The 20,842-nt window shown below is 59.4% G+C and carries 22 protein-coding genes; 14 read left to right on the forward strand and 8 right to left on the reverse strand.

The genetic code is table 11. The annotated features are described in order from the left end of the window. Positions 1-9: 9 nt before the first annotated feature. The 6 genes from ASE26_RS02760 to cyoA are packed head-to-tail and all read right to left on the reverse strand — an operon-like array spanning position 10 to position 6,000. The gene (locus tag ASE26_RS02760; protein WP_229207260.1) at positions 10-1,293 is read right to left on the reverse strand and encodes an ATP-binding protein; all 1,284 of its coding nucleotides are present in this window, start codon (positions 1,291-1,293) and stop codon (positions 10-12) included. Then, a complete protein-coding gene (locus ASE26_RS02765) occupies positions 1,290-2,015 on the reverse strand; it encodes an SURF1 family protein (protein ID WP_055935568.1) in 726 nt (241 codons plus the stop codon). Before ASE26_RS02765 ends, ASE26_RS02760 begins: the two co-directional genes overlap by 4 nt. Further along, complete coding sequence (gene cyoD, locus ASE26_RS02770; protein WP_055935571.1) at positions 2,012-2,422, reverse strand: cytochrome o ubiquinol oxidase subunit IV; 411 nt, start codon at positions 2,420-2,422, stop codon at positions 2,012-2,014. Before cyoD ends, ASE26_RS02765 begins: the two co-directional genes overlap by 4 nt. Next, positions 2,419-3,003 (reverse strand): cytochrome o ubiquinol oxidase subunit III, encoded by a 585-nt coding sequence (gene cyoC, locus ASE26_RS02775; protein WP_156398169.1) that lies wholly within the window; start codon positions 3,001-3,003, stop codon positions 2,419-2,421. The genes cyoD and cyoC overlap by 4 nt, the downstream gene beginning before the upstream one ends. Positions 3,004-3,052: 49 nt before the next feature. Then, positions 3,053-5,053, reverse strand: a complete 2,001-nt coding sequence (cyoB, locus tag ASE26_RS02780) for a cytochrome o ubiquinol oxidase subunit I (protein ID WP_055935577.1) — start codon at positions 5,051-5,053, stop codon at positions 3,053-3,055. A 2-nt stretch (positions 5,054-5,055) separates the two neighbouring features. Continuing rightward, positions 5,056-6,000, reverse strand: coding sequence for a ubiquinol oxidase subunit II (gene cyoA / locus ASE26_RS02785; protein ID WP_229207261.1), 945 nt, complete (start codon positions 5,998-6,000; stop codon positions 5,056-5,058). A 221-nt stretch (positions 6,001-6,221) separates the two neighbouring features. On the opposite strand from cyoA, the gene ASE26_RS02790 reads away from it, so the two are divergent. After that, entirely contained in the window at positions 6,222-7,529 is a 1,308-nt protein-coding gene (locus tag ASE26_RS02790) for an MFS transporter (protein WP_055936396.1), read from the forward strand. A 179-nt stretch (positions 7,530-7,708) separates the two neighbouring features. Continuing rightward, positions 7,709-8,185, forward strand: coding sequence for a helix-turn-helix domain-containing protein (locus tag ASE26_RS02795; protein ID WP_055935583.1), 477 nt, complete (start codon positions 7,709-7,711; stop codon positions 8,183-8,185). A gap of 2 nt (positions 8,186-8,187) precedes the next feature. On the opposite strand, the gene ASE26_RS02800 is transcribed toward ASE26_RS02795, so the two are convergent. Further along, positions 8,188-8,475 carry a hypothetical protein gene (locus ASE26_RS02800; protein ID WP_055935586.1) on the reverse strand — a complete coding sequence of 96 codons (288 nt, stop codon included), beginning with the start codon at positions 8,473-8,475 and terminating at the stop codon, positions 8,188-8,190. Between the two features lie 181 nt (positions 8,476-8,656). On the opposite strand from ASE26_RS02800, the gene rpsO reads away from it, so the two are divergent. The 4 genes from rpsO (at position 8,657) to ASE26_RS02820 (ending at position 13,073) form a co-directional block, all read left to right on the forward strand. Further along, on the forward strand, positions 8,657-8,926 hold the full coding sequence (gene rpsO / locus ASE26_RS02805) for a 30S ribosomal protein S15 (protein ID WP_028104326.1): 270 nt from the start codon (positions 8,657-8,659) through the stop codon (positions 8,924-8,926). Positions 8,927-9,099: 173 nt separating this feature from the next. After that, entirely contained in the window at positions 9,100-11,217 is a 2,118-nt protein-coding gene (gene pnp / locus ASE26_RS02810) for a polyribonucleotide nucleotidyltransferase (protein WP_055935589.1), read from the forward strand. 351 nt (positions 11,218-11,568) lie between these two features. After that, the gene (locus ASE26_RS02815) at positions 11,569-12,426 is read left to right on the forward strand and encodes a helix-turn-helix transcriptional regulator (protein WP_057245547.1); all 858 of its coding nucleotides are present in this window, start codon (positions 11,569-11,571) and stop codon (positions 12,424-12,426) included. A 122-nt stretch (positions 12,427-12,548) separates the two neighbouring features. Continuing rightward, positions 12,549-13,073 (forward strand): YbhB/YbcL family Raf kinase inhibitor-like protein, encoded by a 525-nt coding sequence (locus ASE26_RS02820; protein WP_057245548.1) that lies wholly within the window; start codon positions 12,549-12,551, stop codon positions 13,071-13,073. Positions 13,074-13,108: 35 nt separating this feature from the next. Here ASE26_RS02820 and ASE26_RS02825 read toward each other — a convergent pair whose 3' ends face one another. Continuing rightward, positions 13,109-13,504 (reverse strand): OsmC family protein, encoded by a 396-nt coding sequence (locus ASE26_RS02825; RefSeq protein WP_055935598.1) that lies wholly within the window; start codon positions 13,502-13,504, stop codon positions 13,109-13,111. A gap of 128 nt (positions 13,505-13,632) precedes the next feature. Between ASE26_RS02825 and ASE26_RS02830 the strand changes: the two genes are divergently transcribed. The 8 genes from ASE26_RS02830 (at position 13,633) to ASE26_RS02865 (ending at position 20,699) form a co-directional block, all read left to right on the forward strand. Continuing rightward, a complete protein-coding gene (locus ASE26_RS02830; RefSeq protein ID WP_055935601.1) occupies positions 13,633-13,887 on the forward strand; it encodes a hypothetical protein in 255 nt (84 codons plus the stop codon). A 552-nt stretch (positions 13,888-14,439) separates the two neighbouring features. Beyond that, on the forward strand, positions 14,440-16,269 hold the full coding sequence (locus ASE26_RS02835; RefSeq protein ID WP_055935604.1) for an ATP-binding protein: 1,830 nt from the start codon (positions 14,440-14,442) through the stop codon (positions 16,267-16,269). Positions 16,270-16,280: 11 nt separating this feature from the next. Continuing rightward, positions 16,281-18,563 carry a hypothetical protein gene (locus ASE26_RS02840; RefSeq protein WP_057245549.1) on the forward strand — a complete coding sequence of 761 codons (2,283 nt, stop codon included), beginning with the start codon at positions 16,281-16,283 and terminating at the stop codon, positions 18,561-18,563. Positions 18,564-18,596: 33 nt separating this feature from the next. After that, positions 18,597-18,878 (forward strand): hypothetical protein, encoded by a 282-nt coding sequence (locus ASE26_RS02845; protein ID WP_055935609.1) that lies wholly within the window; start codon positions 18,597-18,599, stop codon positions 18,876-18,878. 154 nt (positions 18,879-19,032) lie between these two features. Beyond that, positions 19,033-19,497, forward strand: coding sequence for a GNAT family N-acetyltransferase (locus tag ASE26_RS02850; protein ID WP_055935612.1), 465 nt, complete (start codon positions 19,033-19,035; stop codon positions 19,495-19,497). Beyond that, the gene (gene arr / locus ASE26_RS02855) at positions 19,479-19,892 is read left to right on the forward strand and encodes an NAD(+)--rifampin ADP-ribosyltransferase (RefSeq protein ID WP_055935614.1); all 414 of its coding nucleotides are present in this window, start codon (positions 19,479-19,481) and stop codon (positions 19,890-19,892) included. The genes ASE26_RS02850 and arr overlap by 19 nt, the downstream gene beginning before the upstream one ends. A gap of 28 nt (positions 19,893-19,920) precedes the next feature. Further along, positions 19,921-20,382: a YciI family protein gene (locus tag ASE26_RS02860; protein WP_057245550.1), complete on the forward strand. Its 462-nt coding sequence runs from the start codon at positions 19,921-19,923 to the stop codon at positions 20,380-20,382. Then, a complete protein-coding gene (locus tag ASE26_RS02865; protein ID WP_057245551.1) occupies positions 20,379-20,699 on the forward strand; it encodes an MmcQ/YjbR family DNA-binding protein in 321 nt (106 codons plus the stop codon). Before ASE26_RS02860 ends, ASE26_RS02865 begins: the two co-directional genes overlap by 4 nt. Positions 20,700-20,842 lie beyond the last annotated feature (143 nt).

Raw genomic sequence — 20,842 nt, forward strand, 5'->3', positions numbered from 1 at the left:
ATGCTTTTCCTATTCGAGTGCAATTGCCGACAGCGGCAGGCGCAGTTCGACCAGCGCGCCCTTGTCCAGGTTGCGCGCTTCGACAGTGCCGCCCAGCGTACGAATCACGTTCACCACCAGGAACAGCCCCAGGCCGCTGCCGGGACGCCCTTTGCTCGACTGGTATGGCTTACCGAATTGCGCCAGCATGGCCGGAGCAAAACCGGGGCCGCGGTCGCTCACCGCCAGCTTCAGTACTTCGTCGTCCGCCGACGCTTCCAGCTTGACCCATAGCGGCGAGGCCTCCAGCGCGTTGTCGAGCAAGTTGAAAATTGTTTGTTTGAGTGCGGAGTCGAACACTACCGGCAGGTCGCTCGGCAACCGGTCGTCGTATTCGAAAGCCAGGACCGGACGGTTGCTGCGCCACTCATCCAGCATCTCGTCAAGAAAGGAGCGCAGGGTGGTCTTGGCTGACGATTCGCCGCGCAGCTCGCCTGCCGACAGCAGGATGCCGGTAACGATGGTCTTGCAGCGCTGGAGCTGGGTCTGCATCTCCTCGATCTCCTCCTGCAGCGTCGCGTTCCCTGTAAATTCGGGCATGCGCCGCCAGTCGCCGAGCAGGACCGCCATGGTCGCCATCGGCGTACCAAGTTCGTGGGCGGCGCCGGATGCCAAAAGGCCCATGCGCACGATATGGTCCTCCTCGGCGGCACGCTGGCGCAGGTCCGCCAGGTGAGCATCGCGCTCGCGCAGGTTGCCGGTGATGCGTTTGATCAGGATCACCAGCAGGCCCGCGTTCAGCAGGAAGCAGAGCAGCATGCCCACTACGTATAGTCCGGCGAAGGCGCTTTCATTCTCCAGCAATTGGGGCAGCGGCTTGGAGAACATGGCCAGGCCGCCCAGGCAGGCGCCTGTGATGCCGACGATGGTCCAGGCAGCCCAGGCGTCAAGCAGCACCGCCGACAGGATCACCTGCAGCAGGTAGAGGAAAGCAAAAGGATTGGTGGTGCCGCCGCTGAAATGCAATTGCGCCGTCAGGCTGGCCACGTCGACCAGCAGCGCCAGGAGCATTTCGTTGTTGGTGACGATCGGGTTCTCGTGCCAGCGCAAATGGCTGCCGATGTTGAAGGCGATCAGGCAGGCCAGCACCGTCAGCATCTGCGGCATTGGCAGCTCGAGGCCCAGGCCAAGCGTGACGCCGGCAATGGTCGTGACCTGGCCCAGCACCGCGATCCAGCGCAGCCGGATCAGGTACAGCATGTTTTTGTGGCCGGTAGTGTCGCCGACGCCCGCCGCGAGGGACAAGGACATCATTCCGCCAGGTTCCGCCGTGTTTTCCGAGTGATTTGCCATGTGCGTCCGATGATCATCAACGCTAGAGCATACCAAGTCAACGCGTATACAAGGTGATTATCACGGAAAGCGATCACGGTGAGGCCGCCGACGGGCTGCCCGGCCTGCGGGGCAGGGCTGGCGTCGGCATCGATGAAGTAGGGGGCAACTTTCGCCAGGCCGCTTGCGGCAGCAATGGCTTGCACGTCGCGCGAATACCAGCGCTGGCCGGCAGCATCATTCTTGCGCAGCAGGTCGCCGTCCTGTTGGCTCATGCGCAGCAAGCCGGTAAGCACGGCTCGGGCCGTACCGGTGCCGGTGCCGGCCTTGCGGTCGGCGATATAGCCGCGATTAACGAAGACGATGTCGCCCGCAGCAGTCTGCAGCGGCGTCATGACCCAGAAGCCGGGCCCGAGTTGGGTCGAAGCCTGCACCAGGGTGCTGCGATCGAGCAGCAGGGTGCCGGAAACTTGCACATGCCGGTATTCGGCATTGTCGGCCGTAAGGGACGGCCAATCGGAAGGGGCGGGGGCGGAAACAGGAGCTGCATGGGCGCGCTGGTTGACGCGCTCGATCAGTTCATGCTTCCACTGCATGCGAAACAGCTGCCAGGTTCCGAGCGCCAGGAATACTGCGCAGGCGAGCGAAATCCCGGCGGCCCAAAAAAGGCGCGCCCGCGGGGAGGCGGTGCGCGCTTTGTTCAAGGCATGTCGTGCATCTGCTGCACGGAGGAACTGCCGGCCGGGCCCATGGACGGCATCATATTGTGGTTCAGGTGGTACATGACCCAGATCGAACCGGTCAGCACAATGCCGACCAGGACGATGGTGAAGATCAGTGCCAGCAAGCTCCAGCCGCCTTCCGAACGGGAGTTCATGTGCAGGAAGTAGATCATGTGAACCACGATCTGCACTGCAGCGAAGCCGAGGATGACGAAGGCGGTGGTGCTCGAGTCCTTGATCACATGGCCCATGACGAGCCAGAACGGAATCGCGGTCAGGATCACCGACAGGATGAAGCCGATGGCGTAGCTTTTCAGGCTGCCGTGGTCATGGCCGTCGTCGTGAGCGCCATGGCCGTGGCCGTGTTCGTGGTCGTGGTGTGCGCTCATGGCAGGACTCCCATCAGGTAGACAAAGGTAAAGACGCCGATCCAGATCACGTCCAGGAAGTGCCAGAACATCGACAGGCACATCAGGCGGCGGGTGTTGGCTTCGGTCAGGCCGTGGCGGTTCAGCTGGAACATCAGGGTGACCAGCCAGATCACGCCGAAGGTCACGTGCAGGCCGTGGGTACCGACCAGCGCGAAGAACGAGGTCAGGAAAGCACTGCGCTGCGGGCCGGCGCCTTCATGGATCAGGTGCACGAACTCGAACATTTCCAGGCCGAGGAAGCCCAGCCCGAACAGGCCGGTGACCGCCAGCCATACCAGGGTGGTGCCCAGCTTGGCGCGCTGCGAAGCCAGCATCGCGAAGCCGTAGGTGATCGACGATAGCAGCAGGAAGCTGGTGTTCAGTGCCACCAGCGGCAGGTCGAACAGTTCGGCGCCGGACGGGCCGCCCGCAAAGTTGCGGCCCAGGACTGCGTAAGCGATGAACAGGACGGCGAAGATCAGGCAATCGCTCATCAGGTAAAGCCAGAAGCCCAACAGGGTGCCGTTCTCCGGATGGTGTTCGCGGACGTGGAACGGCATGTCGTCTTGCGCGCCGTGCGCACCTGCCTTTGCAGGATCAAGAACGAGTTCAGACATTGGCGGCCTCCAGGGTACGGGTGCGCTCGGCTTCGGTCACAACGACTTCTTCGGCCGGGATGTAGTAATCGCGCTTGTAGTTAAAGGTATGGATGATCGCGGCGCCCACAGTGGCCACCAGGCCGAGCACAGCGAAGATCCACATCTGCCAGACCAGGGCGAAGCCGGTCGCGGCGCTCAGGCCGGCGATGACGAAGCCTGCCGCGGTGTTCTTCGGCATGTGGATCGCCACGAAGTCGGTCACTGGACGCAGGTAGTTCCTGCGCTTCATATCGGTCCAGGTGTCGTTGTCGTACACGCGCGGAGTGAATGCGAAGTTGTAGTCCGGAGGAGGGGACGAAGTCGACCACTCCAGGGTACGGCCATCCCATGGGTCGCCGGTCACGTCGCGCAGTGCATCGCGGCGACGGTAGGACACATAGAACTGCACCAGCATCGAGCCGATACCGCCAGCGATCAGGACTGCGCCAAGAGCGGCAACCTGGAACCAGATCTGCAGCGAAGGATCTTCGAAATGGCTCATGCGGCGGGTCACGCCCATCAGGCCCAGTACGTACAGCGGCATGAAGGCGAGGTAGAAGCCGACCACCCAGCACCAGAAGGAGACTTTGCCCCAGAACACGTCCAGCTTGTAGCCGAAGGCTTTCGGGAACCAGTAGTTAATTGCAGCGAACACGCCGAACACCACGCCGCCGATGATCACGTTGTGGAAGTGGGCGATCAGGAACAGGGAGTTGTGCAGCACGAAGTCGGCAGGAGGAACCGCCAGCAGCACGCCGGTCATGCCACCGATAACGAAGGTGATCATGAAGGCGATCGTCCACATCATCGGCAGTTCAAAGCGGATGCGGCCGCGGTACATGGTGAACAGCCAGTTGAAGATCTTGGCGCCGGTAGGGATCGAAATGATCATCGTCGTGATGCCGAAGAACGAGTTCACGCTGGCGCCGGAGCCCATGGTGAAGAAGTGGTGCAGCCATACCAGGTAGGACAGGATGGTAATCACCACGGTCGCGTACACCATCGAGGTGTAGCCGAACAGGCGCTTGCCGGAGAAGGTCGAAACGATTTCCGAGAACACGCCGAAGACCGGCAGCACCAGGATGTACACCTCAGGGTGGCCCCAGATCCAGATCAGGTTCACGTACAGCATGGAATCGCCGCCGAAATCGCTGGTGAAGAAGTGGGTACCGAAGGTGCGGTCCAGCGACAGCATGGCCAGTACGGCGGTCAGCACAGGGAAGGTCACCACGATCAGCACGTTGGTGCACAGCGAGGTCCAGGTGAAGACAGGCATCTTCATCAGCTTCATGCCTGGTGCGCGCATCTTGACGATGGTCGCGATCAGGTTGACCCCCGAGAGCAATGTCCCGACCCCCGCAACCTGCAGGGACCAGATGTAGTAATCCACGCCGACGTCAGGGCTGGCCAGGATGCCGGACAGCGGCGGGTAAGCCAGCCAGCCGGTTTTCGCGTATTCGCCGACGAACAGCGAGACCATGGTCAGGCCGCCGCCGAATGCGGTCATCCAGAAGGAGAAGTTGTTCAGGAACGGGAACGCCACGTCGCGTGCGCCGATCTGCAGCGGCACCACGTAGTTCATCAAGCCGGTCACGAACGGCATCGCCACGAAGAAGATCATGATCACGCCGTGGGCGGTGAAGATCTGGTCGTAGTGGTGCGGAGGCAGGTAGCCCATGCTGTCGCCGAAAGCGACCGCTTGCTGCAAGCGCATCATCAGCGCGTCGGCAAAGCCGCGCAGCAGCATGACCAGGCCAAGCACCATGTACATGATGCCGATTTTCTTGTGGTCGATACTGGTGACCCAGTCGCGCCACAGCGGGCCCCACAGGCGGTATTTGGTCATGGCGCCCATGACGGCCAGGCCGCCCAGGACCACCATGGCAAAGGTGGCGATAAGGATCGGCTCATGATAAGGGATCGCGTCCCAGCTCAGCCGGCCCAGCAAGGGGTGGAGGGTTTGGTTTTCCATAATCAGTTCTTGCGGGAAGTAGATGCGAGGGCGACGTCCTGCTTGGCTTCAGCGTAGGAATCGTTTGGCGTGCAGATGCGCGCTTCCATTTCTTTCTTGGCGGCGACAGCGCGCACGCGGGCGGCATCGTTGGCCATGGTCTGGCTGGCGCAGGTCGAACCCGGTTCGACGCAGCGGTTGATGATCGCGGTGTACAGCTCGTTTTCAACCGCGCCATAACGGCGCACAGGTTCGCGCTCGCTTGGCTTTTCGAGGGCCATATAGTCAGCACGGTTCAGGTTGCCGCCGCCGGCCTTGGTCTTGGCGACCCAGGCGTCGAAGTCGGCGGTCGACACGCCGTGGTACTTGAAGCGCATGTGCGAGAAGCCCGCGCCGCTGTAATTGGCCGAGAAGCCTTCATAGGTACCTGGCTTGTTCAGCACCGCGTTGAGGGTGGTGTCCATGCCCGGCATGGCGTAGATCTGGCCGGCCAGTGCTGGGATGTAGAACGAGTTCATCACGGTCGACGCAGTGATCTTGAAGCGGATCGGGGTGTCGATCGGGGTCACCAGTTCGTTGACGGTGGCGATGCCCTGTTCCGGGTAGATGAACAGCCATTTCCAGTCCATGGCCACCACTTGCACGACCAGCGGCTTGTGGTCAGCTGCCAGCGGACGTTTTTCGTCGATGCGGCTGAGTGGACGGTATGGGTCGAGCAGGTGGGTGCTGATCCAGGTCAGCAGGCCGAGCACGATGATGATCATCAGCGGGGCGCCCCAGATCACCAGTTCGAGTTGGGTCGAGTGGTCCCAGTCAGGTGTATATTTAGCGTTGGTATTGCCTTTTCTGTAACGCCAAGCGAACAGAACAGTCAATGCGATCACCGGTACGATGATCAGCAACATGAGTAGCGTCGAAATGGTCACCAGGTGCGCCTGTTGCGAAGCAACGTCACCGGCAGGGTTCATAACGATGGTATTGCAGCCTGTAAGGCAGACGGCTGCGAGGAGGAGAAGTAATATAGGCATGCGCAAGAAACAATGTCCTAAGTCAAGAATCTTTCTATTTTGAGGGGTCTGGACAAGGCGCGAAATTGGACATATTGTCCTACCAGCAGGTTAGATAACAGTAATAAGCACCGGTGATATCTCTCAACCGGTGAGAAACAGGAGACTGAACCATGCAAAGTATGTCCGCACCAGCCCACGGTATTCCGATGCGGCCATCCGATTCGAGCGACCAGCACATTGCACCCGGCGAAATTGCCGTCGGTGTGGTGATTGGCCGGGCTTCCGAATATTTCGACTTTTTTGTTTATGCCATTGCCTCCGTCCTGGTCTTCCCGGCGGTGTTTTTCCCGTTTGCCTCGCACCTGGACGGGATGCTGTACTCCTTTGTGATCTTCTCTTTTGCATTTTTGGCAAGGCCGCTGGGTACGGCGACCTTCATGGCGATCCAATTGCGGTTCGGGCGTGAGGCCAAGCTGACAGCCGCGCTATTCCTGCTGGGCGCCTCGACGGCCGGCATGGCCTTCCTGCCCACCTATAGCCAAAGCGGCTTGGGCGCGCTGGCCTTGCTGGCCATGCTGCGTTTCGGGCAGGGCATTGCACTGGGCGGCTCCTGGGATGGCTTGCCGTCGCTGCTGGCCCTGAATGCGCCGCAAGAGAAGCGCGGCTGGTACGCGATGCTGGGCCAGCTCGGCGCGCCGACCGGCTTCATCATCGCGGCGGGCCTGTTCTCCTTCCTGCTGTCGAGCCTGTCGTCGGAAGATTTCCTCGACTGGGGCTGGCGTTACCCGTTCTACGTGGCGTTCGCGATCAATGTGGTGGCCCTGTTTGCGCGCCTGCGCCTGGTGTCCACCAATGAATACGCGCGCCTGCTGGAAGAGCGCGAGCTGCAGCCGACCGATATTGGCGAGTTGTTTAAATCGCAAGGTCGCAACGTGGTGATCGGCGCCCTGGCTGCGCTGGCAAGTTACGCCTTGTTCCACCTGGTGACGGTGTTTCCGCTGTCGTGGATTACGCTGTATTCCGAGCGCTCGGTCAGTGAATTTCTGGTGATCCAGATTGCCGGCGCCTTCATCGCTGCGGCCTGCATCGTCGCTTCCGGCTGGATTGCAGACCGCATCGGCCGCCGCCGCACGCTGGGTTCGCTGGCGGTGATGATTGGCGTGTTCAGTGGCTTCGTTCCGCTGCTGATGCAGGGCGGGGATGCCGGACAGACCATCTTCATTCTGCTTGGTTTCGCGCTGCTTGGCCTGTCCTATGGCCAGGCTGCCGGTGCCGTGACGGCCAATTTCGAGTCACGCTTCCGTTACAGTGGCGCGGCGCTGACCTCGGACCTGGCCTGGCTGGTCGGTGCGGCCTTCGCCCCGCTGGTTGCCCTGGGCTTGTCGGCGCACTTCGGCCTGGCTTATGTCAGCCTGTACCTGCTGTCCGGTGCCGCCGGCTCGCTCGCGGCCTTGAGCCTCAATCGCGCGCTTGAGATTAAAGATTAAGTACCCAAGCCGCACCACCTTATAAACGGGCCGCCCGGCGGGCGGCCCGCTTGCTTTCCCCAGTTTTCCCTCGCTCACGCCCACCCGCAACGGGTTTTCGGGCGAATGTCGGGCTATTGTCGTGGTCGATGGCGTCGAATTCCGCCATATTCAAGGCTCACGAACAACGAGGTAGACCAATGATCCTGAAAAAAATCCGAATCAGCCGAAACCTGTCGCAGGAACAACTGGCCCAGATGTCCGGGCTGAATGTGCGCACGATCCAGCGGATTGAAAACGGGCAAAACGCCAGCCTGGAATCATTGAAATGTCTTGCCGCAGTGTTCGAAGTTGATGTTTCCACCTTGAAACAGGAGAATTTCGTGATCGACAAAAGCTCGGACCATTGGCGAAACCTGCCAATCCATTTGAAGTGCTTCTTCTGGTTTAACCTGATACTGGAGCAGCCCGCGCGGCAGACGGCGCGCCGCGTTCTCATCGCCAGCCATATCAGCGGCTACCTGAGTTGCCTGGCCGGCCTGTTCAGCCCTGCTGGCCTGGTTGGCGGCCTGCTCATGCTTGCTAATGCCTATCTGTTCCACCTTGTTATATGGCAGGGCGATAAATATGGCATCTGGCACGACCAAACAGAAAGTGGCCTTGAGCCTGTGCAGTAGTTTCAGCGGAAAAAGCCCCGCTCTTCTTTTTCGAGGTCGGGGCCGCTCATGGTTTCGCGCACCACGCCCTGGCGGTCCATCATGATGTGCATCATGGAGTCCCACACGCCGGATTCCTTGTAGCGGTAGCTCCAGACAGTCAGGTCGCGTAACTGCAGGTAGGTGCGGTCGTCTGGCGGGCCGTACAGGCGCAACAGGTCGGCCTGGGTGGTCACCCCGAGCTGGACCGGCCGGAAGCTGTCGTTTCCGCGCTGCCAGGAGGGCGGGGCGACGGCGCAAGCAGTCAGCAATAGTGATAATAAAGCAACTCGAACAATGGTTTTCACGGCTGATCGTGTGTGGCGGTAGCTTTAGACCCTCATTCCGGTTATACTCCCGTGTCTGGCCATCCGGCCGGATTTTTATATTAAACGTAATTCACGATGTTCCGGGTTCCAAAGACTCAGTGCATCGCATGTGAAAGGTAAGAAAATGACCGTTGAAAACATCAACAAGTCGGCCATCATCGCCGACAACGCTCGTGGCCAAAACGACACCGGCTCCCCAGAAGTGCAAGTTGCTCTGCTGACCGCACGTATCAACGAACTGAACGGCCACTTCAAGGCACACTCCAAGGATCACCACTCCCGCCGTGGCCTGATCATGATGGTTAACCGTCGTAAGTCCCTGCTGGCTTACCTGAAGAACAAAGACGCAACCCGTTACCGCGACCTGATCGCTAAACTCGGCCTGCGTAAGTAATTCTTGCGTTACCAGGTTTAAACGAGAAATGCCTGCGCCAGCTCGCTGCCGCAGGCATTTTGACTTTTTAAACCGTTAGTTTTATTGCAGTAAGGCGGCCACTGGCCGTCCGTGGTGAGGTGCTACGACAGCTCCTGAAAATCTGTCGGCTAAAGAGAAAGAGGGATAAACCCATGTTTAACAAAGTAACGAAGACCTTCCAGTACGGCCAACACACCGTGACGCTGGAAACCGGCGAAATCGCTCGCCAGGCATCCGGCGCGGTAATGGTATCGGTGGATGACACCGTGGTACTGGCAACCGTGGTGGCGCGTAAAGACGCAAAACCAGGCCAGGACTTCTTCCCATTGACCGTCGACTACCTCGAGAAGACCTACGCAGCGGGTAAAATCCCTGGCGGCTTCTTCAAGCGCGAAGGCCGTCCTTCTGAAAAAGAAACCCTGACTTCCCGCCTGATCGACCGTCCAATCCGTCCTCTGTTCCCAGAGGGCTACATGAACGAAGTCCAGGTGATCGTGCACGTGTTGTCCGTGAATCCTGAGATCGATCCGGACATCGCTTCCATGATCGGTGCATCGGCCGCCCTGTGCGTCTCCGGCGTGCCATTCAACGGCCCGATCGGCGCAGCACGCGTCGGCTACAAGAACGGCCAGTACATCCTGAACCCGACCGCTTCCCAGCTCAAAGACTCCGAGATGGACCTGGTGGTTGCCGGTACCGAATCGGCCGTGCTGATGGTTGAATCCGAGGCGCAGCAACTGTCCGAAGAAATCATGCTGGGCGCCGTTGTATACGGCCACGAGCAGATGAAGGCAGTGATCGACGCGATCCACGAACTGGTGCGCGACGGTGGCAAGCCTGAGCAAGTGTGGACCGCACCTGCCAAGAACGAAGCCCTGATCGCCCGCGTTGCCCACTTCGCTGAAGCGAAGATCAACGCTGCTTACCAGACCAAGGACAAGCAAGCCCGCACCGACAAGCTGCGCGCCATGTCCGCAGAAGTGATGGCTGACCTGGCTGCCGAAGCTGCCGCCCACGGCGCTGACGCTCCTGACTCGGTTGAAGTCGGCAACATCCTGTTCGACATGGAAGCCAAAGTCGTGCGCTCCCAGATCCTGCAAGGCGAGCCACGTATCGACGGCCGCGACACCAAGACCGTGCGTCCGATCTCGATCCGTTCCTCCGTGCTGCCACGTACCCACGGTTCCGCCCTGTTCACCCGCGGCGAAACGCAGGCACTGGTTGTAGCGACCCTGGGCACTGCTCGTGATTCGCAGAAGATCGACGCCCTGATGGGCGAGTACACCGATGACTTCATGCTGCACTACAACATGCCTCCGTTCGCCACCGGCGAAACCGGCCGTGTTGGTACGCCTAAGCGCCGCGAAATCGGCCACGGCCGCCTGGCCAAGCGTGCACTGATCGCCGCACTGCCGGCACCGGAAGACTTCTCGTACTCCGTGCGCCTGGTTTCGGAAATCACCGAATCCAACGGTTCCTCGTCGATGGCTTCCGTCTGCGGCGGCTGCCTGGCACTGATGGACGCCGGCGTGCCGATGAAAGCACACGTGGCCGGTATCGCCATGGGCCTGATCAAGGAAGGCGGCCGCTTCGCCGTCCTGTCCGACATCCTGGGCGACGAAGATCACCTGGGCGACATGGACTTCAAGGTTGCTGGTACTGCCAACGGCATTACCGCGCTGCAGATGGACATCAAGATCCAGGGCATCACCAAGGAAATCATGCAGGTTGCACTGGCACAGGCTAAAGAAGGCCGCCAGCACATCCTGGGCGAAATGCAGAAGGCCATGCCGACTGTGAAGACCGAGCTGTCCGACTTCGCTCCACGCCTGATCACCATCAAGATCAACCCGGAGAAGATCCGTGACGTGATCGGCAAGGGCGGCGCAGTGATCCGCGCGCTGACCGAAGAAACCGGCACCCAGATCGACATCAGCGATGACGGCATCGTCACCATCGCTTCCGTCGATGCAGCTGCTGGCCAGGAAGCCAAGCGCCGTATCGAAGAACTGACCGCTTCCGTGGAAGTGGGCAAGACTTACGACGGTACCGTCCTGAAGCTGCTGGACTTCGGCGCCATCGTCCAGGTTATGCCTGGCAAAGACGGCCTGCTGCACATCTCGCAGATCGCCAACGAGCGTGTTAACGCCGTTGCCGACTACCTGAAAGAAGGCCAGCAAGTGCGCGTGAAGGTCCTCGAGACCGACGAGCGCGGCCGCCTGAAACTGTCGATGAAAGCTGCTGCTGAAGAAGCTGCTGCTGCACAGTAATCAGCGAGCTGACAAAAAAAAAGCCGCCGGTGCGAAAGCCCGGCGGCTTTTTTGTTACCGTTGGAGAGACTTTGCTTGCATTCGGGAAGTTATGATTCGGCGATTAACAGCCAGGGTATACGAGGGGATTGGAGTAAAAGATGCGCGATACGAAGATGGTCTTAAATGCGGTTTGGATGCTGTTGGCAGCGCTCCACCTTACCCCCGCATTTGCTGGCGAGATTTATGCGCCATTTGGCTTGAGCTGCACACGCGACCAAGCGCATTGGGCGCGGAAAGCTGCCCAATACTGTGTCAAGCTCGTCGGAAAAAAATAGTCTTGCGGGATTAAATTCTGTTTCAGGCAAATTGATGAAAAATGCGGCGCTCGACCTTTTGACGATTAACGCGAAGCGGCTTCTCGAACTGGGGAAGCCACTGCCGTTCTCCATCTATTCCTCGGTCAAGGAACAAAAGATCGTCAATGTGCCGATTATCAAGCCGATGCTTATCTGCGTGCTGGATGGCAGCAAGAAGCTTGGCAACCCCGGCGAGATTGACTGCCTGGCCGGCAGCTTCATCATCCTGTCGAACCGCCCCAGTATCAGCATGCGCAATATTCCGAGCGACTCGGAATACCGAGCCATGATCGTCGAGTTCGAGTTTGAGGACTTCCATTGCTTGCCCCCGAGATCAGGCAGGGCGGAACCATTTGTACAGGGCCAGATTGGCCAGATCTTGCTGAATACATTGCGGCAGTTCGTTGAATGGTCGTCCTTCGCGCCGCCAGCAATGTGGGGCGCGCGCCGCCAGGAAATTCTCCAACTGGTCTACCACCTTGGGTATGAGCACGTGAGCGCGGTCGTTCAGCCGCCAAGCCTTAGCCACAAAGTGCACAGCATGATCAGCGCCGACTTCGCCAGCGACCTGAAAGCGGACGAAGTGGCCGGCCGGTTGGCACTCAGCGAATCGACACTGCGCCGCAAGCTCGCGGCGGAAGGGGTAACCCTGCAAGCGATCAAGGACCGGGCGAAGCTTGGCTATGGCCTGCACCTTGTCCAGACCACCTTCGATCCTATCGGCCGCATAGCGGAAAAGTGCGGCTATCAATCGCAGTCGCGCTTTACCGACAAGTTCAAGCAATTGTTCGGCACTACTCCGACAGAGCTGCGCAAAACGAGGATGCCTGACGAAGCGGGGCGGGAGATGGCGTCAGCCTGCGCGTTCTAAGAGCTCGGCATTTCGGCCAGCACTGCGCGAATGAGCGATTAAGGCGAAACTCTGGCTGGATTTGGGCTAAACCGCTTTCCTGCTGCTGCCTACCATATGCGTTCTTCATTACAGGAGCACATATGCGTTATCTCATTCTTGCAGCACTGCTGGCCTCCAACTCCGCGCTGGCGGGTTCGCTGACGCTGGCCAGCACCGACATCGGCAACGGCAAGTTCATGGCCAAGGCCCAGGAATTCCAGGGGTTTGGCTGTAGCGGTGGAAACCAGTCGCCGCAACTGTCGTGGACTGGCGTTCCAGCCGGCACGGCAGCCTTTGCGATTATGGTCCACGATCCCGACGCACCGACTGGCAGCGGCTGGTGGCACTGGCAACTCGTGAACATCCCGAAGGACGTGGTGTCCTTGCCGGCTGGAGCAGCAGCACCGACGGGCAGCCAGTCGATGAGCAACGACTACGGCGCCAAAGGCTTTGGTGGCGCGTGCCCGCCGCAGAAGCATGGCGTGCACCGCTACCAGTTCACCGTGTATGCGCTGTCGCAAAAACTCGAGTTGCCGGACAATGCATCGGGTGCGCTCACCGGCTATATGGTGAAGGCACACTCGCTCGGATCGAGCACTATCGAAGCGCTGTACCAGCGGGATTGACCACTCCTGCGAAATGAGCGATAAGACTGCGGGCGTCAATCCAGCGTGACCGAAGTGCCGGAGCGGATGGTGTTATGGACTTCGGCAACGGCATCAGTCTGCCGCAGCAGGTCCGCAATCACATCGTCCTGAGCAGGTGATGTGATGCGGGCCCTGTAACGTACGTTAGTGGCGGCCAGCCCGCGCCCGGAAAAGTCGGCGCTCGCTTCAACGAAAACCGCCTCGACGGGAATTTGCAGCCGTCCGGCTTCCCGGTAAACATCATTGCAATAGCATGTGGCCAGGGCCAGCATCAGGAACTCGCCACCGTTGACTGCCGATCCCGTCCCGGAGCCTTTCGCCGGCACCTGAAGTACTTGCGACACGCCGTTGGTGGCGACGGTTGCCTCATGCGCATTGGCGGAACTGCGGACTGCGGCTGTGATTTTCACGGGATGCTCCTTCCGGATAGTGCCTCCATTCTACGTCGCCAGCGGAGGCAGGTTTGAAAGCGCCAGGTCATCAAGCTGAAATATCGGCTGCGTAGCATCGGGAGCGAGTTGGTTTTCAGGGGAGCTCCATGTTCTTCATCCGCTATAACTGGACATTGCCGTTCAAGGCGCAGGTCGCAATTGCGATCGCGCTGGTTGCCGTCCTGGCCTCTGTTCATGGCTCCAGCAAAGGGGTAAAGGATTTTGCCGCGCTCCACCATAATCGCTGCGTGCAGCAAAATGGCTCCCCAGGGGCCAAGGCATGTTCAGTGCGCACGACCCGGCTGGCAGCGCGTATGCACGGGGCGGAGTTTGGCGGCCAGGTCGCCGCAGCATTGCGCTGAATAAGGCCTTCCGGGCTTGCCTGAAGCACGCCTTTTGCGGCAAACCGCACGGATTGCAAATTAGTCAATCAAAGCTGATGAATCGAGTATTTGCGAAAGAACTTCAGCGCATGGGCCCTGCTGCGGCAATTCAAGCCAGTGACGTCATGGGACGCTCGCCGATGGCCCGAGTACACCTCCAGCGAAGGCAGTTGCGATAGTGGGACTACCTATCGTTTCAAACCCGACGGAGCATTTGAAGCATCGAGTGCCAGTGACAACGCCATCGACGCTGCACCTGCCCAAATGGTGCGCGGCCGCCTGTACTCCTACGGCGGTTTGTATTGGGCCAAGTTAGACGAAAAGCCGACTAACGCCAGCATCTTATGTCAAGGGCGACCTGTTCTGTAATTACAACCAATGTGGATCGCCGCGCTAAAGGAAGCAGCTCCCGTGATATTTGGAGAGTTTTTACTTGCATTGCGCAAGCTATGATGTTCACGGCCTGGCCTTCGCGAGGCGCCAACGTTTCAACGATTTAAGGGCTGGCATACGCGGCCCTTTTTCTTTTCTATGATCAAAGAACAACACGCAACAAATGTGGACCTTGGCGGCCTGCTGTCCGTCCTCGGCAAACATCTCTATTCGACACCGCTGGTCGCGGTGCGCGAGCTAATCCAGAATGCCCACGACTCCATCACGCGCCGCCGCATTGAGTGCCCGGATTGGCAGGAAACTGGAAAACTGCAGCTCGATGGCGACAAGCTCAATGGTGTGCTGCGGATTACGGACAATGGTTCCGGCCTGTCGGAACATGAAATCCACGCTTTTCTCGCCACAGTTGGCGCAGGCTACACGCGTACCTTGCGCACGCAGAGCGACGCCCTGATCGGCATGTTTGGCCTTGGCTTCCTGTCTGCGTTCGTCGTCGCGGAGCAGGTTACGGTTATCACAACCTCCTACCAGGAGCCTGGCCGAACCTGGCGCTACCAGTCAAGTAATGGCGAATCCTACACAGTCGAACCGGCGCCAAATGACGGCAATATCGGAACCTGTATTGAGTTGAAACTGCGCCCGGCGCATCGCTACCTGGCAAGCGCCTCCAGCCTGGAACGCCTGCTGGGGCATTATTGCGCCTTGCTTCCGGAACCGGTCTATTGCGGCGATGTACGTATCAACGAAATCACCCCGCCATGGCGCCAGGCGGAGGGCAATATAGTCGAGCATCCGGTGCAGCAGCGCAAGCGCAGCCTGGCCTTTGCAGCACGATTCGAGCAGCAGTTCGAACCCATTTGCACGATTCCGGTAAAGACTTCAGCCAGCGACGTGCGCGGCATCCTGTGGATCCAGGACGGCGCCACGTACAGCAGCAGCGACAACCGCAACCTGAAGGTATTCGTGCGCGGAATGCTGCTTGATGATGATGCCCGCGACCTGCTGCCGCGCTGGGCCGGCTTTGTCGGCGGTGTCATCGAGTCACATGACCTTACACCGACGGCCAGCCGCGAAGACTTGCAACGCGATGCCCATTACGGATGCGCGCAGGCGGACCTGCTCGATTCGCTTGTAAAGGGACTGGCAGAAATCGCGGCGAGCCAGCCTGCGGCATGGCGCCGGATCCTGGCCCGTCACAACGAAGCATTGATGGCGGCGGCGCTTTGCAACGATGATTTGTTCACGCTGCTGCTGGACGCAGTGCGCATTCCGACCTCGCGCGGCGACCTATCCTTGTCGGAGCTGCAGGGACATGGTCCCATTCACGTTAGCCTGGGCGACAGCGGCGGCTTCGAAGATATGGTGTGCCGGGCCATGCATATTCCGGTGGTGAAGGGCGATCGCTACGCTGTGCACAGCTTCCTGCGTCGCTGGGCACAGCAGCGTGGTGGCAAGCTGATTGAGATCGGCACCGAAAAAGGCAACCGCCAGCTGTTTGCGGAAGCCGAGCTGCCGGAAGAACACACCGAATGGCTGAAGCGACACCTGGGCAATGGTGAGCTGGTGGTGCCTGCACGCTTCATGCCCGCGCACCTGCCGCTGGTGGTCGTTCCCGATCGGGACGCAGAGTTGAAGGAGAGACTGGAGTCGGACGAATCGGACCAGCGCATCGCCCAATCAGCGCTGCAACTTGTGCGCCAGTTCACCAGCAATATCAATGGCGAGATCAAGTCGCGCCTTTACATCAATCTCGAAAACCCAGCGATCGCCAGCCTGCTGGAAGCTTATCGGGAGCAGGGCGAAACTGCCGGCTGCCTGCATGCACTGACGCTGCTGCGCTCCATGAAGATCGTGATGATGGCCGGTGATACGAGCAAGCTTCCGGCAGCGGAGGGACTGACCGGCGCCCTGCGTGACCTCAGCCAGCTTGTGCAAGTATTGACCCGGTCTCAAGCAACACCTGAATAACAAGGAATCAAATGGATATCTGGAAGTGGGTTTTCGACACACACCGCGACCTTGAGGAAGCCGGCAATCACCGTTTGGCGGAGCTGATCAACGAGATTCCGACCAATGCGAGCCGGGGCAGGCTGGAGCTCGCGCAAGCCGCGTTGCCGGAAGCCTTGGCCGCAGCGCGGGCAGCGCGATTACCCTGGTTGGAGGTGTATTTCCGCCACTGGACAATCAATCCGCGGGTCTGCACCCGGAGGGAAGGCGAGGCAGCACTGAAGGACACTGTGTCGCTGTTCGAATTTGCGCATCGACCCGAAACCATCAATTGCCCGCAGAGCGTGTGCACAACCCAGGACATCGCCTGCTGCTATGCGAACGTGGACGGCGCAGGCTATGCGACCGATCGCATCGCCGTGTGCAAGGAAACACTGGCGCGCATCGATAATAGCTGGGGGTGTTTCCGCTGCATCAGCAGCGAAATGATGAATGCCCTGGTGGATGCAGCAAAGCCGGAGGAAGCCCTGGCGTTTGCGGACCAGCAGTTGCCCTTGCTGCAGGAAACCGGCGCGGACCAAAGCGTCGATTGGTTCGAGCCATTAGCGCAAGCGCAATTTTCCGCGGGCCAGTTTGAAACTGCCCTCGCTACTTTGGACTACATCGAAGAGCAGGGCTTTGACAGCGATAATCCACCCAAGCACTACGCCCGTTCCTGCATGCGATTCCGTCTGCTTGCGCTGCTCGGCCGAACCGAGGAAGCGTGGGCGATGCTGCCGCCGGAAGAAAAGGCACAGGAGTTTGGCGAATGCCTGGACCTGTCTGCCGGCCTTGAAGTGCTTCTGCAGTCGGCGCCTGGGCGTAACGATTACCTGGTTGGGCGCCGTACTGCTGCTGCAGTGCGGCGGTACAGCGCATCTGGATCGCACCGTCTCACCCTCGATGCCCTGGCGTACCACGTACGCCTGGCTGTTGCACGTGGTGCGCGCTGGTCGGCAAACCTGATGCTGGAACTTGCGCGTCCGCACCTCGCGAAATTGAAGCAGCCACTGGGCGCTCCTGAAGCATTTTCCAACCTGGAAGCGATGGTGGCGTCGATGCCTGCGGTGCGCGAGTTGCCCGTGCCGGCGCAAGAACTGGCTGATTACGTCAGCGGCGGTGAAAACCTTGACGCCGAACAGGACCTGGAGCTGCTGCTGGCAGGGGCCGCCAGCCTGCCTTCGGACGCAGGCCTGGCGGTCCTCATTTCGCGTGCTATGCGTGCCTGCGGCGGAATGGATGCGGCCCGCGACCACTTGTGGACCTACCTGCGCACTCAATCTGCCAAGGCCGAAGTAGTCGAGGAAATGGAATCGGTTCTGGTCGAGGCCCGCGAGGAAGCGGGTACCCAGGCATTGGCCGGAATGCTGCGCGAATCCGATCCGATCCGGGCCCATTTGTGCCTGGCCCGGTTTGCTTTTGCAACTGGGCGCTGGAATGAAGTTGCCAGCCACGCCAGGCCGGTTCTCGAGCTGGAGCCGGGTAACGAAACGGCGCGCGCCTTGTGGTCTTTTGCGGCAATGCGTGAAGGCGATTTCGAGCAGGCGCTGATCTTGCTCGAGCAAATCATCGACGAAGAGGGGGAGCCCGGGAACGCACATTGGGAAGCGATCGTCGCTGCGAGCGCATTGCGTCGCTGGGATAGCGTGCGCGCGTTGGGCGCTGCGCTTGGCATGGAGTTCGAAGCAGGCGAGGGCCCGATTGAGGAAAAGTGGGGAGTCGTACGGGTGCAGTATGAGGACGACGGCGAAATGATGGAACGTTTCGCTCACCGTACCGGCCCCGCCACAGCGCGCATTGTTTCGCTTTCGGGATCGATGCGGCGTCAAACCCTCGGTCAGTTGGTCGTATTCCATCCGCAACCACTTGAAAGCGTTCCGGACGACGAGGGAGAGGCGAACCAGTTCGTACAACTGTACAAGGTCGTCAAAGTCCTCGAACAAAGTGGCTACGGCACCAGCTACCTGGTAGATGGCGCGCATCCCGGCGAGGGCGAGCTGAATACTCTGACTGAGGCGTTCGCAGCTCGTGGCTGGAAATGGATCGTGCACAGTGATGACGACTACAGAATCTTCGACAATGAAACGGAAACCGAACTCCCCGGTGTCTATTTCCTCGTCGCGGCACCCGCCGACACCCCCGCCGCCGCAATTGACGAAACGCTGCGCGAACTGACGGCGGGCTATGAGCACCCAATGTGCTGGATTGCCCTCGCCGAAGCCGCCGGCTCTAATGTCGATTATCACGAGGCACTGATGGAGCGCTATGATTTATAAAGTGGATGTTCTTGATCCTTGGAGGGAAGCCTGATGGAAGAGCTCATGAGTGCTGATGAACTGGATCGGTTCGAGCGGAGGTGGCGATTCACTTTTACTTGTTTCGCAGTGATTTTTGCCGCCGCACTTTTCGATCACATGCTTCGCTCTCCGCACGGCAAAGAAGCTGTCTGGTGTTACTCTTGCGGCGCTGTGGCGTTCGTAATGTGCCTCTTTTCAGCCTACAAACTGCACGATGCGGCACGCCATGAAGGTGTGATCGGAGGACTTGAGTTGCTAGGGGAGGATCTTTCGGCTGGCGACTCGGATGATTAATTGGGCCGAGTGCCGCACTGTGAATCGACACCGATACTGTAGACACTCCTGAGCCATAATTGTGGCAATGAATCGCTTTGCCATTTCTTCAAAAAGGCCTTGCGTGAATTCCGCAATTGACAGGGCAGTTTTCAGATCCAGAAAGGTTTAGTGCATGATGATTCGAGCCGCTACGGACCGCGACGTTTCTCAAACCGCCGAAATGGTCGGTGAACTGCTTGCCGAGATCATGGCCGCTATCGGCGAGCAGGCGTTCAATTTTGACTTGCCGGCGACAATTGATCGGCTGGGAACCTTCATCACCCAGGAAAAGTATTATGTCTTTGTCGCCTGGGATGGCGATCATGCCGCCGGCTTTGTGGCGCTCTATGAAAGCTGTTCACTGTACGCTGAAGGCGCATTCGGCACGATCCCGGAGTTCTATGTTCGCCCGGCATACCGTTCAAAAGAACTGGGCTTGCAACTTCTTTCCAAGGCCAAGGCTTTCGGCCGCTCGCGCGGCTGGAAGCGGCTGGAGGTAACGACGCCACCTTTACCCCAGTTCGACAGGACGCTGGCATTTTATGAGCGCGAGGGCTTTGCGATCAGCGGTGGCCGAAAATTAAAGGTGATATTGTGATCGAGGGACCTTTCTATCATGGCACCAAAGCCGATCTGGAAGTTGGCGACCTGATTGGCCGCGGCTATACATCCAATTACGGCAGCAGGCGGCAAGCGAATTTTGTCTACCTCAGCGCAACGTTGGAAGCCGCAACCTGGGGCGCCGAGTTGGCAGTGGGCGAGGGGCGCGGCAGGATCTATATCGTGGAGCCGACAGGCCCGATCGAGGATGATCCAAACCTGACGAACAAGCGCTTCCCTGGCAACCCTACCAAATCATACCGCTCGCGCGAACCGCTGCGCATCATCGGTGAGATCAAGGACTGGACCGGCCACCCTCCCGAACGCCTTCAGGAAATGCTTGATCACCTTGATAAGCTCAAGGAACAGGGTATCGAAGCAATCGAAGAGTAAAGTGCATACCAAAAATAAGGGGAGACAAATGAAAAAAATCTTGAGTGCGATGGTGCTGGCGCTGCTGGCTTGCTCGGCACAGGCGCAGGCGCCAACATCGCCTGCGTACGATGCGCAGCTGGCAAAGTCGCTGGGCGGGAATGAACATGGCATGCGCAAGTATGTGTTTGTGGTGCTGCGCACGGGGCCGAACAAGGTACCGGCCGGACAGGAGCGGACAGAGATGTTCGCCGGCCATATGGCGAATATCCAGCGCCTGGCCAACGAGCGCAAGTTGGCCTATGCCGGCCCGCTGGATGGCGTCGATGACGCGCGCGGCATCTTCATCTTCGCAGTTGAAAACATCGACGAGGCCAAGGCGCTGGTGGCTACAGATCCAGTCATCATCAAGGGTGAAATGGTGGCGGAGTACCACACCCATTTCGGCTCCGCAGGCTTGATGATGGTGAACCAGGTCCACTCGCAAATCATGAAGCCGGCGGCGAAATGAAATTTGCGACGGTCCGCACCTACGCCATGTCGCTGCCGGATGTCAGCGACGAGCCGCATCACAATTTTGGCTCGTTTCGCGTGAAGGGAAAGATCTTTGTCACTGTCCCGCCGGGAGAGGAATTCGTCCACATTTTCATCCCTGACGAAAGGCGCGATGAAGTGCTGGAGCTGTATTCTTCCTTCGCCGAAAAGCTGATTTGGGGCAGCAAGGTGCTTGGCGTGCGGGTCGAGCTGGCGAAGGCAGATGCTGCGGTGGTGAAGCGCCTGGTCAAGCAAGCGTGGGAACATAAGGCGCTGAAAGGCAAGCGTGCCTGATGTGCAGTAGCGCTTTGCTGAAATAAGTTAGTCAGGCCGAGAGCGGCCAACAGCTGCCGTTCATAGCCCATTTAGTCGGAAAGAGGTATGCAATGCCGTTGAATCATCCTGGCGAGGTCGAACACTACGCATTTTTCAGCCAG

Source organism: Duganella sp. Root198D2 (assembly GCF_001428585.1).
GTDB lineage: Bacteria > Pseudomonadota > Gammaproteobacteria > Burkholderiales > Burkholderiaceae_D > Rugamonas.